This is a genomic window from Thalassovita sp. ABM4_323, from assembly GCF_056158665.1.
In genome coordinates this window covers 1,167,501-1,182,477 of the sequence record NZ_JBSWTS010000007.1, presented here as the reverse complement: position 1 = coordinate 1,182,477, position 14,977 = coordinate 1,167,501, and the positions used below count along the sequence as shown (strand labels likewise).

The window sequence follows — 14,977 nt, the reverse complement described above, 5'->3', positions numbered from 1 at the left end:
ATGTCTAAGCCAGCTGAAGCCCTGATCCTGGACTTTGGCAGCGTTGTGACGCTGACCATGTTCGAAACGCACCGGTTCTCTGAACAAAACCTGGGTCTGCCCGAGGGGTCTTTGACCTGGATGGGGCCATTCGCGCCGGAGGAAGATGAACTTTGGGCGTCGATGCAGCGCGACGAAATCACCGAGCGCGAGTATTGGCTAACCCGCGCCATTGAAACGGGAAAGCTGCTTAATGAAGACTGGACCACCATGGCGGAATTTGTCATCCGCGCCCGTGGCCAGAACACCGAACAGATCATCCGCCCTGAAATCGTACCCTTGGTTGGCGCGTTGAAGGACGCGGGCAAAAAGATCGCGATCCTGTCCAACGAGCTGGATCTGTTCTTTGGCAAATCGCTGCGCCAATCCCTGACCTTCCTGCAGGATTTTGATGTCATCAGCGATGCGACCTATACCAAAATCCTCAAACCTGATCCCCGCGCCTATCAGAGCTGTCTGGATGACCTGGGACTTGAGGCAAACCAATGCGTGTTCATTGATGACCAGATGCGCAATGTCGCCGGAGGTCTGAATGTGGGCATGCGGGCGTTGCATCTGGATGTGCATGCGCCGCGTACGGCATTTAACGAAGCATTGGCTCAGCTTGGCATTCAAAAACACTTCTCTGCCCCCGGTACCCTGGTATCGAACTGAAGGAGGCCACCCATGGCTCTTGATCAACAGACGGTTGACAAACTGCGGGCTCAACCCGTCCCGGAAGGTTTGAATTTCATTGGAAACAAACGGGTTCACGCCGCCAGCGGCGAGACCATGCCCGTGACCAGCCCCATCGACGGCCAGCCGCTTACGGTGCTGGCAGCGTCCGGGGTCGAGGACATGGACCGTGCCATCGCCGCCGCGCGTGAAAGCTTTGAAGCGGGTGTCTGGGCCGCAATGGCCCCGATCGAGCGCAAGGCGATCATGCTGCGTTGGGCCGATCTGATCGAGGCCAACGCGCTGGAGATCGCGGTTCTGGGCGTGCGCGACAATGGCACCGACATTCGCATGGCGTTAAAAGGCGAACCGTTGTCCGCCGCCGCAACACTCCGGTTTTATGCCGAGGCCATCGACAAACGAAATGGCGAGATCACGCCCACGCGCAACGATGTCCTGTCGATGATAAAGAAAGAGCCGGTGGGCGTGGTCGGCATCATCATCCCCTGGAACTTCCCGCTGATGATCGGTGCGTGGAAAATGGCCCCCGCCTTGGCTGCGGGAAACAGCGTGGTGGTGAAACCGTCCGAGGATGCCAGCCTGTCCACTCTGCGCGTGATCGAACTGGCCGCAGAGGCCGGTATGCCGCCGGGTGTTTTGAACGCTGTGACCGGCCGCGGAGCGGTTGTCGGCGAGGCATTGGGCCTGCACATGGATGTGGATGTTCTGGCTTTCACCGGGTCCGGTGGCGTGGGGCGGCGTCTGTTGGAATATTCCGCCCGCTCGAACATGAAACGCGTCTATCTGGAACTGGGAGGCAAGTCGCCCAACCTGGTCTTTGCCGATGCCCCTGATCTGGCGCGCGCAGCCAGGGAAACTGCCGCGTCGATCTTCCGCAACAACGGGCAGGTCTGCGTCGCGGCCTCGCGTCTTGCGGTGGAACGCCCGATCTATGACGACTTCATGGGCATGGTCGCCGAGGCGGCACAGGCGCTGAACGTGGGCGACCCGCTGGACCTGACCCACAACACTGGCGCCCTGGCCAATGCCGCGCAGCTTGAGAAAACAAAAGCCGCCATTGCACGGGCCACCGGTGAAGGGGCCAGCCTGTTGACCGGAGGCGGCCAACTTCATTCCGACAGCGGCGGCTACTACCACCAGCCGACGATCCTGTCGGACGTGACAACCACAATGGATGTGGTCCAAAACGAGGTGTTCGGCCCGGTTCTGGCGGCACGCGCCTTCGACACCGAGGACTACGCCATCGCAATTGCGAACGAGACGGTTTATGGCCTGTCGTCGGTACTGTGGACGAAAAATGTGTCCCGCGCGCACCGGCTGTCATCCAGAATCAAGTCAGGTACGGTGCAGATCAACTGTTTCTCGGGTGCAGACGTTACGTCGCCTCTGGGGGGCGTGAAGCAATCCGGCAACGGGTCGGACCGATCGCTGCATGCGTTCGAAAAATACGAGAACCTCAAAGCCACCTGGATGCAGCTGTAAGGGCTGCATCTGCCGAGTGCTGCCCTTGTTCGTGTCAAAAACGAGTGTGTCGTACTTTTGGTAGGACATACAGTCCGATGCCCCCGGCATATCGTCTGAAGACTAGGAGTTTTTCCCGCTTAGTCTGAGAGAGGCGAACACCCAGATGGCTCTTAAAAACCTGCTTGTTGCATACAACGGCGGCGATGCGTCAGATACCGCTTTGCATCTCGGCGCTTTGATGGCCCAGAAATATGATGCTCATCTCACAGGCATTGCAGCACATGGGATATCCAGCGTTGCCAGAAATATTCCCTCTTGGCTTGCAAGCAGTCTGGAGGACTCCATCAATGACCTCGCGCAAGATCATTTGGCCGAATTGGAGCTTCGCTTTCGCAGCTTTCTGAACGGCAAGGTACCATCGGACAAACTGCACTGGATCAATGTAAGCGAAGATCCCGACGCTGCGATCTCCAAATATACCCGTCTGTTTGATGTGACGCTTCTGGGGCAGTATGAAAACCTGCCGGCAGCGGCCGAGTATGAACTGCACCCAGACCGCATTGCCTATTCGAGCGGGCGACCGATCATGGTCGCACCCAAGGATTACAGACCCACACAGATCAATGAAACTGCCGTAGTTGCCTGGGACGGCAAGCGCACATCGTCGCGCGCGATGTTCGACGCAATGCAGATCCTGGAAACCAAGTCAGAGGTAACGGTCCTGACCATTGGGACGGTAAAGGACCCCACGCGCCCGGCGCGCATCGATTTGCCGACATTGCTGCGACGCCATGGGATCAATGCAACCCAGAAAACGGTGGCGCGCAGGAGCAAAGGGATCGCAGCAACGATCCTGGAGTATTGCGACGAAACCAATGCCGGACTCTTGGTTATGGGGGCCTATGAGCACTCCAAGATTTCGGAAGACTTGTTTGGAGGCGTAACCGCCGAGGTGCTGAGCGATGCTCAGTTGCCGGTGTTTATGTCTCACTAGCTTAACCCAACAAGGAGAAAATAGATGAAATTCAGACCCTTACTACGTGTACTGACTGCCGGTGCAGTCATGGCATTTGCGACCGCGGCCAGCGCCGAATGGGCCCCTGACGGCCCGATTACTTTGCAAGTCGGGTTTGGTTCAGGGGGCAGCACCGACACGCTCGGCCGTGCCATCGCAGCCGCCATGGAAGAAAACACCGGCTGGGACGTTGTTGTGGAAAACAAGCCCGGCGGCGGCGGTGTGGCAATGTTCTCATCGCTGGTACGCGCAAAGCCTGACGGACTAAAGCTGGGCATGGGTGTGACCATCCCGACTTTGCTGAACCTGGCAGAGCGTGGCGATACCTTGCCTTTCCAAGCCGACAGCTTCGACTATCTTGCGACGGTGGTTCTGGCCCCGCTCGCTGTCGTTGCCCCTGCGGATGCACCCTATGATACGTTCGATGAGCTGGTTGCACATTCCAAAGCGAACGGTGGGTCGCTGGTCGGTTTTGACGCAGGCCCGCAGCGGATGATCATGCTTGCCGTCAACAATCAGACCGACGCAGGCTTTGAGATGGTCAGCAACCAAAGTGGCGCTGAAATCATGAAAGGCCTTCTGGGTGGTCAGCTCGATGCTGGCTTTGGCGCGGGTGCGCATATTCAGTATGTCGAATCCGGTGATCTGAAAATGCTGGCTGTGGCGACGCAAACCCGCCAGGGGTATTCGCCAGACACCACGTCGTTGATCGAACAGGGCTATGACTACTCCAGCGAGCCCTACTTCTACATTGCTGCTCCCAAAGGTCTGGACGCCGAAACCAATGAAGCCCTGGCAAAAGCACTTGACGATGCGATCAACTCGGCCTCGCTTCAGGAACTGATTGGCAACCTGATGCAGACCACGCCGAACAACCTGGGGCCTGATGGCACCGAGGAAAAGCTGGTCAGCGGGTTGGATGATGTCATCAAACTCATCAACGCGGCGAAGCAATAACGTCTCGTACAACTCTCTTGCGCGGGTTCAGATCCCGCGCAAGCTTTCTAGAGGGGCAAGCCATGAGCCTGGATAAAGTCATAACAGGACTAATCCTTCTGTTCGGTTTGGCGTTTTATTTTCTGATCATGCCCGGACAGGTCGAGGCCGTGGATTTTGGGCGCATCGTTCCGTCAACCGTGCCGAGTATCGCTGTCTGGATCATGATTTTGACCGCAGCGCTTCAGTTTTTTGCAACGCCAGAAGACCTTTCGACCGACCTTCTGACCGTCGTCCGAGCGGTGTTGTTCATTGTGCTTGTCGTAATCGCGGTTTGGGCCATGGACGTGTTCGGCTTTGAATATATCGCGCCACCTTTCGCGCTGATTGCCATGCTGATGATCGGTGAGCGCCGCTGGCATTGGCTTCTGGTCGGAAGTTTCGTGATCCCCTTGGGCACTTGGCTCATCGTAGAGCGTCTGCTTGACCGTATTTTGGCCTAAAGGACAGGGCTTATGGTAGATCTGAACATCATTCTGTCCGGCCTCGCGGATGCCTTTACGCTCTATAATATGGCTTTTGTTCTGGTCGGCGTCATCGTTGGGCAATTTGTTGGGGCTATGCCTGGAATTGGCCCTGTAATGACCATGGCCATCGCCATCCCGTTTACGTTCGTCCTCAATCCGTTGCCAGCCATCGGTTTCCTGGTCGGGATCAACAAAGGTAGTCTTATCGGAGGAGCCATCCCGGCGATCCTGATCAACACGCCCGGCACCCCGGATGCCGCAGCTACCGCAATTGATGGCTATCCCCTGACGAAAAAGGGCAAGCCCCTGAAAGCCATGAAAATGGCGTTGTTTTCATCGGTGTCGGGGGATTCTTTCAGCGACTTCGTTCTGATTACGGTAGCCGCGCCCTTGGCTTTGATCGCCCTGAAAATGGGGCCTGTCGAGATCTTTGCGCTGATGGTTTTTGCGTTCTCTCTGATTGCGGGCCTGATCGGCGCTTCGGTTACACGGGGCGTCCTGGCAACGGCTTTGGGGCTGTTGGTGGCCACCGTCGGGCTGGACCCCGAACATTCCACGCCTCGCTTCCTGTTTGGCTTTTTCGATCTTTATGATGGGTTCCCCATCGCCTCTGTCGCCATTGGCGCGCTCGCTGTTTCCGAGATCATTGCCAGGCTGTCCAAGCTCCGAGGAGAGATGCGGCCTGCGGTCAATATTCCAGAGGACCAGACCAGCGATCAGAAAGACATCACCTTCCGCGAATACTGGGCTTGCCGTTTTGTCCTTTTGCGGGGCGCGATGATTGGCACAGCTATCGGCGCCGTCCCAGGCATGGGGTCCACGGCAGCGGCCTTCATGAGTTATGCCTCGACCAAGCAGTCCGCCAAGGACCCTGAAAGTTTTGGCAAGGGCGACCTGCGCGGCATCGCGGCGACGGAATCCGCCAACAGTTCGGTAGCCGGTGCGGATTTCATCCCTCTGCTCACTCTTGGTCTACCGGGCAGCGCCTCGGCGGCGCTTTTGATCAGTGCTTTTTTGATCCAGGGCATCCAGCCCGGCCCCCTGCTGTTCGACCAGCAAGGCCAGCTGATCTACGGTTTGTTCGGCGCCATGATATTTGCCAACATGTGCAACTTTGTCTGCGGTCTTTTCGGCCTTCGCCTCTGGGCCAAGCTCATTACCGCACCTGAGTCCCTGGTGTTCTCGGCGGCGCTGGTGCTGTGTATTGTCGGGGTTTACCTGTCGACCGGGGGTACATTCGGCGTCTTTGTGATGTTGCTGTTTGCTGTTTTGGGATTGGTGATGAACGCTTTGAACTACCCAGTGGTGGTCTTTATTATCGCCTTTTTCCTTGGGCCGCAGTTTGAGCGCTCTCTTGGTCAATCGGCAACGATCCTGCGCGGCGATGTCACGAATATCGTCAACCACCCCGTCGCAATGGTCATGTTGGCGATGGCAGCTTTCGCGGTTTATTGGCTGGGCGTGCGAACTCCAAGAAGGGCCAAAGCAAAGTCTGGGTAACGCGCCTTCGGCCGCTAAGCCATCGTTTGCGCCAAAAGCGCCTTGGCATCTGCCTTGCGGTCTTTCCGAAGACCTTCTTGGGCCTAGCTGCCCGCCACCGCCGCTTCGATCAACCGAGCGATCTCGAGCAGTTTCGCGTCGCCGCCTTCTGGCCCGATCAACTGCACACCGATTGGCAATCCGTCCGCGGACATTCCGACCGGGATGACAACGACGGGCAGGTGACAGACCGTCGCCAGCGAAATCCAGTTCAGCTGGTGCAGGTATTCTGTTTCTTTCCCATCAACGTCGAAAACGCGCTGATAGATCGTCCCCTCGGTTTTATGCAGGACTGCAGGCGTTGCTGTGACGGGGGCGATGAGCACATCTTGGGTCTCAAAGAAACGGTCGCATTCTTGTTTGAACTGTTTGCGCCGTTGGTCTGCGGCGTCGATTTCGTGTTGCGGGGCGACACCTTTGATAAGCGCCTTGGGCATCGTGAATTCTTTTTTGCCCGCCATCAGGCGCAACACTGGCCGGAGGGCCCGCATCACCGATTTGATAGGTGATGGGATCTCGGACAAAATAATCGGTATCAACAGGTCCAGATAGGTGTCAAAGACCTCGGCCGCACCAAGGTCTGGACGGGTCTGGGTGACAGAACCGGCTTTGGCCTCCAGAATGTGTTTCAGGTTTTCCAAGGCGCTGACGCAGTCCCTGCCGAGCGGAAAGCTGGCTTCCTCCATCCAAAAGGCGATGCGGAGGTCCTTGAGGTTCAAGCTTGGCTCGGTGGCCGGAATGTCGCCCGCGGAGATGATCTCCATCAGGATCTGCAGGTCTTTGATGTTGCGCGCCATGGGCCCGACGACTGCCAGATCCGGATCTGGCTTGTGGCGGAATTTCGGGGATGGCGGCACGTGGCCGTGGCTGGGCAAAAGGCCCCAGGTTGGTTTGAACGCGCAGACGCCAGAGAAATGCGCCGGATTGCGCAGGCTGCCACCAATGTCCGACCCGATTTCCAACGGGGTCATCAGCGACGCGAGCGAGGCAGCGGAACCTCCTGACGATCCGCCAGGGCTGCGGGTTTGATCAATGTGGTGGTTGGTGACGCCGTAAACTTTATTGAAGGTTTGAACGTCCCCGGCCATCATTGGCGAGTTGGTTTTGCCCCAAATGACGGCACCGGCCTTTTTCAAGCGGTCAACGAGAATAGCGTCTTCCACATCATCATCGCGTTTGGCGAATTTGGGCACGCCGCAGACGGCGGGCATGCCGTTGACGTCAAAGCTGTCCTTGACGGTCATGGGCAGGCCCTCAAGCGGGCCGATCTTTTCGCCCGCAGCGCGGCGTTGATCAATTTCACGGGCGCGTTTTCGGGCAGCGTCAAAGTCGGTGCGTACCACAGCGTTCAGCGTGCCGTTCACCTCGTTGAACCGCGCAATATAGGTTTCCAGCAAAGCCTCGGCGGTGATTTTTCCAGATGCGAGGTCCTGGATTTGCTCTGACGCTGTTTTTGCCAAATCGAAGTGCTTCATTTTCTCTCCTGTTGGGCGGTATTGTGTCTGCCCCTCAACGATAGACGTTTCTCAGGTTGTCGCCGCGAGGGCGGCATAGAAGGTGACCGGAGCCTAGACTGATAATATGTCCGTCGTCAGAGTTTTTCGGAGATTTGAGACTGTAACGTAACGGAGGGTCTGTCTTTGGGGGCAGTCGGTTCCGCTCGCAGCTCATTGCTTTCAGGAGATGTCGCCTGACGGGCGGTGTCACTTGCCGGTTCTTCCCAGCTGAAAAATTCCTTTGACCAAGATTTATTCAGGCTTCCCAGAATTCCCCCGCGGCGACACAACGCTGATAAGATAGATAGCCCAGTGCCTGGCGTTCCGATCAAATTTCCAGGTGCGACACTGGCCGCTTTGGTGGATACCTCACTTGTCACCCGTTTCAAGGGACAGACGGAGCAGCGATCTCTCGGCTATCTTGTCCCTCGACACATTGACATTTTAAGGGGGGCAAACATGAGACCAGCCGGTCGTAGCGAAACTGAATCGCTTTACTTCAACTACCCGCAATTCGAGGCTCCGGACTCAGCGAGCCGTACAGAGGAAAACAACACTGCGCCGGTTGCTGTTGTTGGTGCCGGCCCAGTCGGGATGACCGCCGCACTATCACTTGCCAAAGAAGGCATCCGCTCCGTGCTGTTTGACAACAAGAACACCTTCAATGACGGCAGCCGCGCCATCTGCATCGCGCGCCCCAGCTATTACATCCTGGAGCAACTGAACGCCGTTGCTCCTTTTCTAGAGAAATCTTTGGGGTGGACCACCGGGCGTTCGTTCTATCGGGGCAAGAAGGTCCTTGAATTCCACATGCCTGACAGCGAGGACGAAAAATTTCGTCCGATGTACAATATTCAGCAGCAGTTCATCGAAGAGTACCTTTGGAATGCGGTTGAGGCCAACGACCTGATAGAAACCCGCTGGCTCAGCGAAGTCACGGGCATCGAGGATATCTCCAACGGGACCCGCCTGACCATCAAAGATCCGAACGGTGAATACACCTTTAAATCCGAGTGGACCTTTGCCTGTGACGGCGCGCGCAGCCCGATCCGCACCATGCGCGGTCACCGTTTGAAAGGACAGAATTTTGAAGGTCGCTATGTCATCGCCGATGTCCAAATGGATCATGACTATCCGACCATCCGTCGTGCGCTGTTTGATCCCGAGTGTCGCCCCGGCGGCACCGTTCTGATCCACAAGCAGCCGGATGATATCTGGCGCATCGACTATCAGTTGGAAGATCACGAGAAAACCGAAGACGCGCTTAGAGAAGACGCAGTTCGGGCAAGCGTTGCTTCTGTACTCAAGGATATCGGCCATGATGGCCCCTGGGAGCTGGAATGGTGGAGCGTCTATTCGGCCAATACGCTGGCACTGGATGATTACCGCGACGGACGTGTGTTTTTTGTCGGTGATAGCGCCCACATCGTGCCAATCTTCGGAGTTCGCGGCCTAAACAACGGGATAGCAGACGCAGCGAACATCGGCTGGAAACTGGGCTGGGTATTGAACGGCAAGGCTGATGAGGCGTTGCTTGACAGCTATACGCCCGAGCGGCGCGGGGCGACGCTGGATGTGTTTGCCAACGCTTCCAAGAGCGCGCGCTTCATGACCCCAAATACCCATGGCTGGAAGTTGATGCGCGACTCGGCCCTTTCGCTGGCGCTGACTCATCCATTTGCCGGAGAACTGGCGAACCCCCGTCAGTTCACGGCTTTCACCTATGCCAAAAGCCCGGCCGTTCTGGATGAGGACGATGCGTTTGCCGGTGGGCCGGAAATTGGTGCCCCCCTGCCTGAGGCGAAGCTGGATGGCGAATTCCTGACTAACAAGCTGGGGCTTGGGTTCACGGTCCTTTGCTTCAGCGAAGAGCTGGCACAGGCGATCACAGAAGCTGGTGTGCAAGAGGATCAGCTGACTGTTGTTGCGCTTCCTCAGCCATCGGTGGTGTCTGAAAAATTCGCTGCCTGTGATGGGTCCGCCTGTCTTGTGCGCCCCGACATGCACATAGCCGGGCGCTGGCATCAGGCGCAGGCCAGTGACATCGTCGCCGGGTTTCGCGCGATCACACAAGGCAAAGGAGTATCGAAATGACACGGGCAGATCTCGAAAAAGTATACGAGGCGCTGGTGATCAAAATTGACGAAGTCGGTGCCGAGAAAAGCGAAATGTTCCTTGCCAAACTCGCTCTCTTGCTCGCCCAGCAATCCGGCGATGTGAACGCCTTTCTGGCTTGCGTAGATTCAGCAGCGGAATCGATGGACTAGAGAGAAATACTCTGAGGAGGCTGGCCGTAGGCGCATCGCCTGCGGCCACAACCGTCGTCAGCCGGCTGGCAACCGCAGCAACAGCACAAACCGATCTGGTTCTGTCCAGCTGGCTGCACCCCGACATCCGTTTATCGCCAATGCCATCAAACCTTGGGCCAGACAAATTTCGGAAGTGGCGGATGGTCGGGTCACTGTTCGGGTTCTCCCCCCGGCTATAATCTGTGGAACAACTCTGGTAAAACCATGCCATGGATAGAAGCGCAGAAAGCAGTCGAGAAATGATGGCCGTACTTTCGCGGTGTATATCACAAATCGGAAAGAAGGCCTTCAACGCCGCATATATTGAGTTGGCCACGAGCGTCCTGCGTGCAGATCAATGCATGATATTCTCTTATGAAGGAGAAGAACCGCGTTGCTTTCTTTCCTACAATACACGGCCCGATGGGGAAGCTCGGGCTTTGGCGGAAAAATATGTTACATTTGGCTACACCAACGATCCGTTTTTCCAGATTGCTAAAACCACCAGTACGGCGGACGCTGTGCAGATTTTCGACCTAAACGGCCTGAAAGGCCGCATGGACCAAGAGTATCTGCAAGCTTTTTTTGAGAAGCCCGGTCTGGTTGACAAAGTCGCAATCTCAGTTCGCAAAGGCTCGCTTCATCTGTGTCTGAATTTTTACCGCTACGCAGAAACGGGTCCCTATTCTCGCGAATTTCTTGAAAAAAATGAGGGGGGATTTGAAGTCGCTGCGCACCTTGCGGCTCTTCACTATCAGTCTTCCTCTGACCATTCACTTGAGGATCCGTTGCTAACACTGTCTGAACGCGAGCAAGAGGTATGCCGATGGATCCTAAAAGGGCTTACCACCGACGCCATTGCAGCAGAGATGGATCTGAGCCCAAACACGATCTCCACCTTTCGACGGCGCGCATATGACAAACTCGCCATCAACTCAAAAACTGCGCTATTTGCGCTTTGCCAAGAGTAGCTTGGGGAAACTGCCAATATACCCGCTGCCGAAATACTTCGCGCGCGCCTGTTCCATGACTACTACAATCTGGTTGCCGGGTGGCCAGCAGCGCGGGGATGATTGTGACCTGCCCCCCGAAATCTCCCGCACTTTAATGTAGAGTTTGCTCAACCTCTTGAAGGAGCAAACAAATGCGAAAGAGCCGTTTCACTGAAGCCCAGATCATTGGGATGATCAAAGAACAAGAAGCCGGGATTCCGACGGCGGAGGTGTGCCGCAAGCATGGCCTGAGCCAGGGCACGTTCTACAAATTCAAATCCAAGTATGGCGGCATGGAAGTGTCTGATGCGGCCAAGCTGAAGGCGATGGAGGACGAGAACGCCAAGCTTAAACGTCTGCTGGCCGATGCCATGCTGGACAACGTTGTGCTGAAGGATTTGCTGGGAAAGAGTTGACGACGCCGAATGAGCGGCGAGAGGCAGCGCTCAGGGCGATGCGGGATCATGACATCTCGCAACGCCGGGCCTGCCGACTTGTCGGTGTCGATCCGAAGACGGTCCGGCGTGAACGCCCGCCGGACAATCCTGAGATACGCAAGGAGATGAAGGCCGTCGCGGCCAAACGGCGTCGGTTTGGCTACCGCCGGATCGGCGTGATGCTGGAGCGCGAAGGATACGTGATGAACCACAAGAAGCTGTATCGGCTGTACACCGAGGAGAAGCTGGGCGTTCGGCGACGGCGTGGACGGAAACGGGCGCGTGGGTCTCGAACACCAATGCCAGAGGCTTTGAGGCCAGGCGAACGTTGGTCGATGGGCTTCCTGTCGGACACGTTCGGGGCATCACGCCGGTTCCGCATCCTGGCCGTCAATGACGATTGCTGCCGTGAGAACCTGTGCCTGATGGCCGACACCAGCATCTCGGGTGCCCGGGTTGCGCGTGAGTTGGATGCGCTTGTGCGTATCTATGGCAAGCCTGCCAGCATTGTCAGCGATAACGGGACTGAGTTCACAAGCCGGGCAATCCTGAAATGGGCGAACGACAACGGCGTCGACTGGCACTACATTGATCCGGGCAAGCCACAGCAGAATGCCTTCATCGAGTCATTCAACGGCAGCTTGCGCGACGAATGTCTAAATGAAGAGATGTTCGAAAGTCTGGATGATGCGCGTCGAAAACTGGCGCTCTGGCGGTACGACTACAACAACGTCAGGCCGCACTCATCTCTCGGAAACAAAACGCCCGCAGAAGCGCGCCGAACGCTTGAGCAATTTGAGAGCTCCGCGTCCGGCGCGCTTGCCCAAATTGACGACCAAGACTATGAAAACCAGACCCGCAAACTCTCGTTATGAATGAGGGAGCCTCGGGGGGCAGGTCACCAGTTACCGCCATCGGAGCGGCGATAGAGCTTCACCTTGTTGCCCAGAATTGCGTGTCTTTCCATAAAATGCCGTTTGTACGAATTTGTGCGAGGGTTGCGCGGTACAAATCGAGGCTAGCATGCAAGGATTTATGCGTGGATCGATTTTTGAACAGAGGTGGTAAGCCTCGATTTAGCTTCATTTTTTCTTGTGGGAAATTGGTTGCGGGAGCAGGATTTGAACCTGCGACCTTCAGGTTATGAGCCTGACGAGCTACCGGGCTGCTCCATCCCGCGCCAATATTGTTACATCTATATAGGAGATCTACTTGGTTATTGCTAGGTTTGGCGGTTACCTACTCTCCCACACCTTAAGATGCAGTACCATTGGCGTTAGAGCACTTAACTTCCGAGTTCGGGAAGGGATCGGGTGTTTTGCTTCTGCTATGACCACCAAACCGAGTAATAACCAAGTGTCCAAGGCAGTACGCTGTACTTAGTGTTGTGTATGCTTTTGATTTGATTGAACAGTCTTGCTGTTACTGGATCAAATCAAGCCTATCGGACCATTAGTACCGGTCAACTGAATGCATTACTGCACTTACATCTCCGGCCTATCGACGTGGTGGTCTACCACGGTCCTCAGGGATACCTTGTTTTGAGGGGGGCTTCCCGCTTAGATGCCTTCAGCGGTTATCCTGTCCGATCATAGCTACCCAGCACTGCTCCTGGCGGAACAACTGGTACACCAGTGGATCGTTCACCCCGGTCCTCTCGTACTAGGGGCAACTCCTCTCAAGTATCCTACACCCACGGCAGATAGGGACCGAACTGTCTCACGACGTTCTAAACCCAGCTCACGTACCTCTTTAAACGGCGAACAGCCGTACCCTTGGGACCTGCTCCAGCCCCAGGATGAGATGAGCCGACATCGAGGTGCCAAACACTGCCGTCGATATGGACTCTTGGGCAGTATCAGCCTGTTATCCCCGGCGTACCTTTTATCCGTTGAGCGATGGCCCTTCCACTCGGGACCACCGGATCACTATGGCCGTCTTTCGACTCTGCTCGACTTGTCAGTCTTGCAGTCAGGCTGGCTTCTGCCATTGCACTCAACGAGCGATTTCCGACCGCTCTGAGCCAACCTTCGCGCGCCTCCGTTACTCTTTAGGAGGCGACCGCCCCAGTCAAACTACCCGCCACACAGGGTCCCGGACCCAGATAATGGGCCGCGGTTAGACATCAAGCAAAGCAAGGGTGGTATCTCAAGGGAGGCTCCACCAGAACTGGCGTTCTGGTTTCAAAGCCCACCACCTATCCTGCACATGCTTGGCCTGATGCCAGTGTGAAGCTGTAGTAAAGGTGCACGGGGTCTTTCCGTCTAACCGCGGGAAGCCTGCATCTTGACAGGCAATTCAATTTCGCTGAGTCTATGTTGGAGACAGCGGGGAAGTCGTTACGCCATTCGTGCAGGTCGGAACTTACCCGACAAGGAATTTCGCTACCTTAGGACCGTCATAGTTACGGCCGCCGTTTACTTGGGCTTCAATTCAAGGCTCTCACCTCTCCTTTTAACCTTCAAGCACCGGGCAGGCGTCAGACCCTATACGTCGTCTTGCGACTTCGCAGAGCCCTGTGTTTTTAGTAAACAGTCGCCACCCCCTGGTTTGTGCCCCCAGTCAATACTTGCGTAGAAACCGGGCCTCCTTCTCGCGAACTTACGGAGGTATTTTGCCGAGTTCCTTCAACATAGTTCTCTCAAGCGCCTTGGTATTCTCTACCAGTCCACCTGTGTCGGTTTAGGGTACGGTCTGATAGGAGGGCTATTTCCAGGAACCAATCAGCAGCCCATTCAATCCGATAAGGATGAACTACCTTCATGATCCGTCACCACTCCACGGCCCAGGAATATTAACCTGGTTCCCATCGACTACGCATTTCTGCCTCGCCTTAGGGGCCGGCTTACCCTGCTCAGATTAGCTTTAAGCAGGAACCCTTGGACTTTCGGCGACAGTGTCTCTCACACTGTTTGTCGCTACTCATGTCATCATTCTCACTAGTGATCTCTCCACCGGATGCCTTACAGCCCGGCTTCACAGAAAGCACTTGATCTTGTGCTACCGCCTTTGGCTACTTGAGCACAGTTACCTGCGCCAAGACCTTTGGCGATAATAAAGATCAGTGCTATGTCACACTACGCTCCGCTACCATGCACTATGTGCATCCTCAGCTTCGGCTCATGGCTTGAGCCCCGTTACATCTTCGCCGCAAGACAACTTATTTAGACCAGTGAGCTGTTACGCTATCTTTAAAGGATGGCTGCTTCTAAGCCAACCTCCTGGTTGTTTTGGTCGTCTCACCTGCTTTCCCACTTAGCCATGAATTAGGGGCCTTAGCTGGAGGTCAGGGTTGTTTCCCTCTCCACCACGGACGTTAGCATCCGTGGTGTGTCTGCCATCTAGTACTCCCGGGTATTCGGAGTTTGGTTAGGATCAGTAAGCCTGTGGGGCCCCATTACCCATCCAGTGCTCTACCCCCCGGGGTATTCGGATGACGCTCTACCTAAATAGATTTCGCGGAGAACCAGCTATCTCCGAGTTTGATTGGCCTTTCACCCCTAGGCACAACTCATCCCGACCTTTTTCAACAGGTGTGGGTTCGGCCCTCCAGTAAGTGTTACCTTACC

Annotated in this window: 11 protein-coding genes, 1 tRNA gene and 2 rRNA genes (1 of these 14 running past the window's edge); 10 read left to right on the top strand and 4 right to left on the bottom strand. The window is 56.0% G+C overall.

Features of this window, described 5'->3' with window-relative positions; all coding sequences use genetic code 11:
- The 6 genes from ACXADQ_RS08155 to ACXADQ_RS08130 all read left to right on the top strand — a co-directional run bounded on the left by ACXADQ_RS08155 (window position 1) and on the right by ACXADQ_RS08130 (window position 6,156).
- Complete coding sequence (locus ACXADQ_RS08155) at window positions 1-693, top strand: HAD-IA family hydrolase (protein WP_475318474.1); 693 nt, start codon at window positions 1-3, stop codon at window positions 691-693.
- A gap of 12 nt (window positions 694-705) precedes the next feature.
- On the top strand, window positions 706-2,196 hold the full coding sequence (locus tag ACXADQ_RS08150; protein WP_475318470.1) for an aldehyde dehydrogenase family protein: 1,491 nt from the start codon (window positions 706-708) through the stop codon (window positions 2,194-2,196).
- A gap of 145 nt (window positions 2,197-2,341) precedes the next feature.
- Window positions 2,342-3,172 carry a universal stress protein gene (locus tag ACXADQ_RS08145; RefSeq protein WP_475318467.1) on the top strand — a complete coding sequence of 277 codons (831 nt, stop codon included), beginning with the start codon at window positions 2,342-2,344 and terminating at the stop codon, window positions 3,170-3,172.
- 24 nt (window positions 3,173-3,196) lie between these two features.
- Window positions 3,197-4,150 (top strand): tripartite tricarboxylate transporter substrate binding protein, encoded by a 954-nt coding sequence (locus tag ACXADQ_RS08140; protein WP_475318461.1) that lies wholly within the window; start codon window positions 3,197-3,199, stop codon window positions 4,148-4,150.
- Window positions 4,151-4,212: 62 nt separating this feature from the next.
- Window positions 4,213-4,632 carry a tripartite tricarboxylate transporter TctB family protein gene (locus ACXADQ_RS08135; RefSeq protein ID WP_475318456.1) on the top strand — a complete coding sequence of 140 codons (420 nt, stop codon included), beginning with the start codon at window positions 4,213-4,215 and terminating at the stop codon, window positions 4,630-4,632.
- Window positions 4,633-4,644: 12 nt separating this feature from the next.
- Window positions 4,645-6,156: a tripartite tricarboxylate transporter permease gene (locus tag ACXADQ_RS08130; protein ID WP_475318452.1), complete on the top strand. Its 1,512-nt coding sequence runs from the start codon at window positions 4,645-4,647 to the stop codon at window positions 6,154-6,156.
- Window positions 6,157-6,239: 83 nt separating this feature from the next.
- Here ACXADQ_RS08130 and ACXADQ_RS08125 read toward each other — a convergent pair whose 3' ends face one another.
- Complete coding sequence (locus ACXADQ_RS08125) at window positions 6,240-7,670, bottom strand: amidase family protein (RefSeq protein WP_475318449.1); 1,431 nt, start codon at window positions 7,668-7,670, stop codon at window positions 6,240-6,242.
- A gap of 333 nt (window positions 7,671-8,003) precedes the next feature.
- On the opposite strand from ACXADQ_RS08125, the gene ACXADQ_RS08120 reads away from it, so the two are divergent.
- From ACXADQ_RS08120 to ACXADQ_RS08105, 4 genes are all read left to right on the top strand, one after another.
- Window positions 8,004-9,785 carry an FAD-dependent monooxygenase gene (locus ACXADQ_RS08120; RefSeq protein WP_475318443.1) on the top strand — a complete coding sequence of 594 codons (1,782 nt, stop codon included), beginning with the start codon at window positions 8,004-8,006 and terminating at the stop codon, window positions 9,783-9,785.
- Window positions 9,782-9,958, top strand: a complete 177-nt coding sequence (locus ACXADQ_RS08115) for a DUF2783 domain-containing protein (RefSeq protein WP_475318437.1) — start codon at window positions 9,782-9,784, stop codon at window positions 9,956-9,958. The genes ACXADQ_RS08120 and ACXADQ_RS08115 overlap by 4 nt, the downstream gene beginning before the upstream one ends.
- 281 nt (window positions 9,959-10,239) lie before the next feature.
- On the top strand, window positions 10,240-10,950 hold the full coding sequence (locus ACXADQ_RS08110) for a helix-turn-helix transcriptional regulator (protein WP_475318432.1): 711 nt from the start codon (window positions 10,240-10,242) through the stop codon (window positions 10,948-10,950).
- Between the two features lie 173 nt (window positions 10,951-11,123).
- Window positions 11,124-12,283 (top strand): IS3 family transposase gene (locus ACXADQ_RS08105; protein WP_475318427.1). Its coding sequence is split into 2 segments (ribosomal slippage): window positions 11,124-11,373 and window positions 11,373-12,283, totalling 1,161 coding nucleotides; the frame shifts between segments, so codons are not numbered across the junction.
- Window positions 12,284-12,511: 228 nt separating this feature from the next.
- Here the strand turns inward: ACXADQ_RS08105 and ACXADQ_RS08100 are convergent.
- The 3 genes from ACXADQ_RS08100 to ACXADQ_RS08090 all read right to left on the bottom strand — a co-directional run.
- Window positions 12,512-12,588, bottom strand: a tRNA-Met gene (locus ACXADQ_RS08100).
- 46 nt (window positions 12,589-12,634) lie between these two features.
- A 5S ribosomal RNA gene (rrf, locus tag ACXADQ_RS08095) occupies window positions 12,635-12,749 on the bottom strand.
- Between the two features lie 90 nt (window positions 12,750-12,839).
- Window positions 12,840-14,977, bottom strand: a 23S ribosomal RNA gene (locus ACXADQ_RS08090) (it continues 726 nt past the right edge of the window).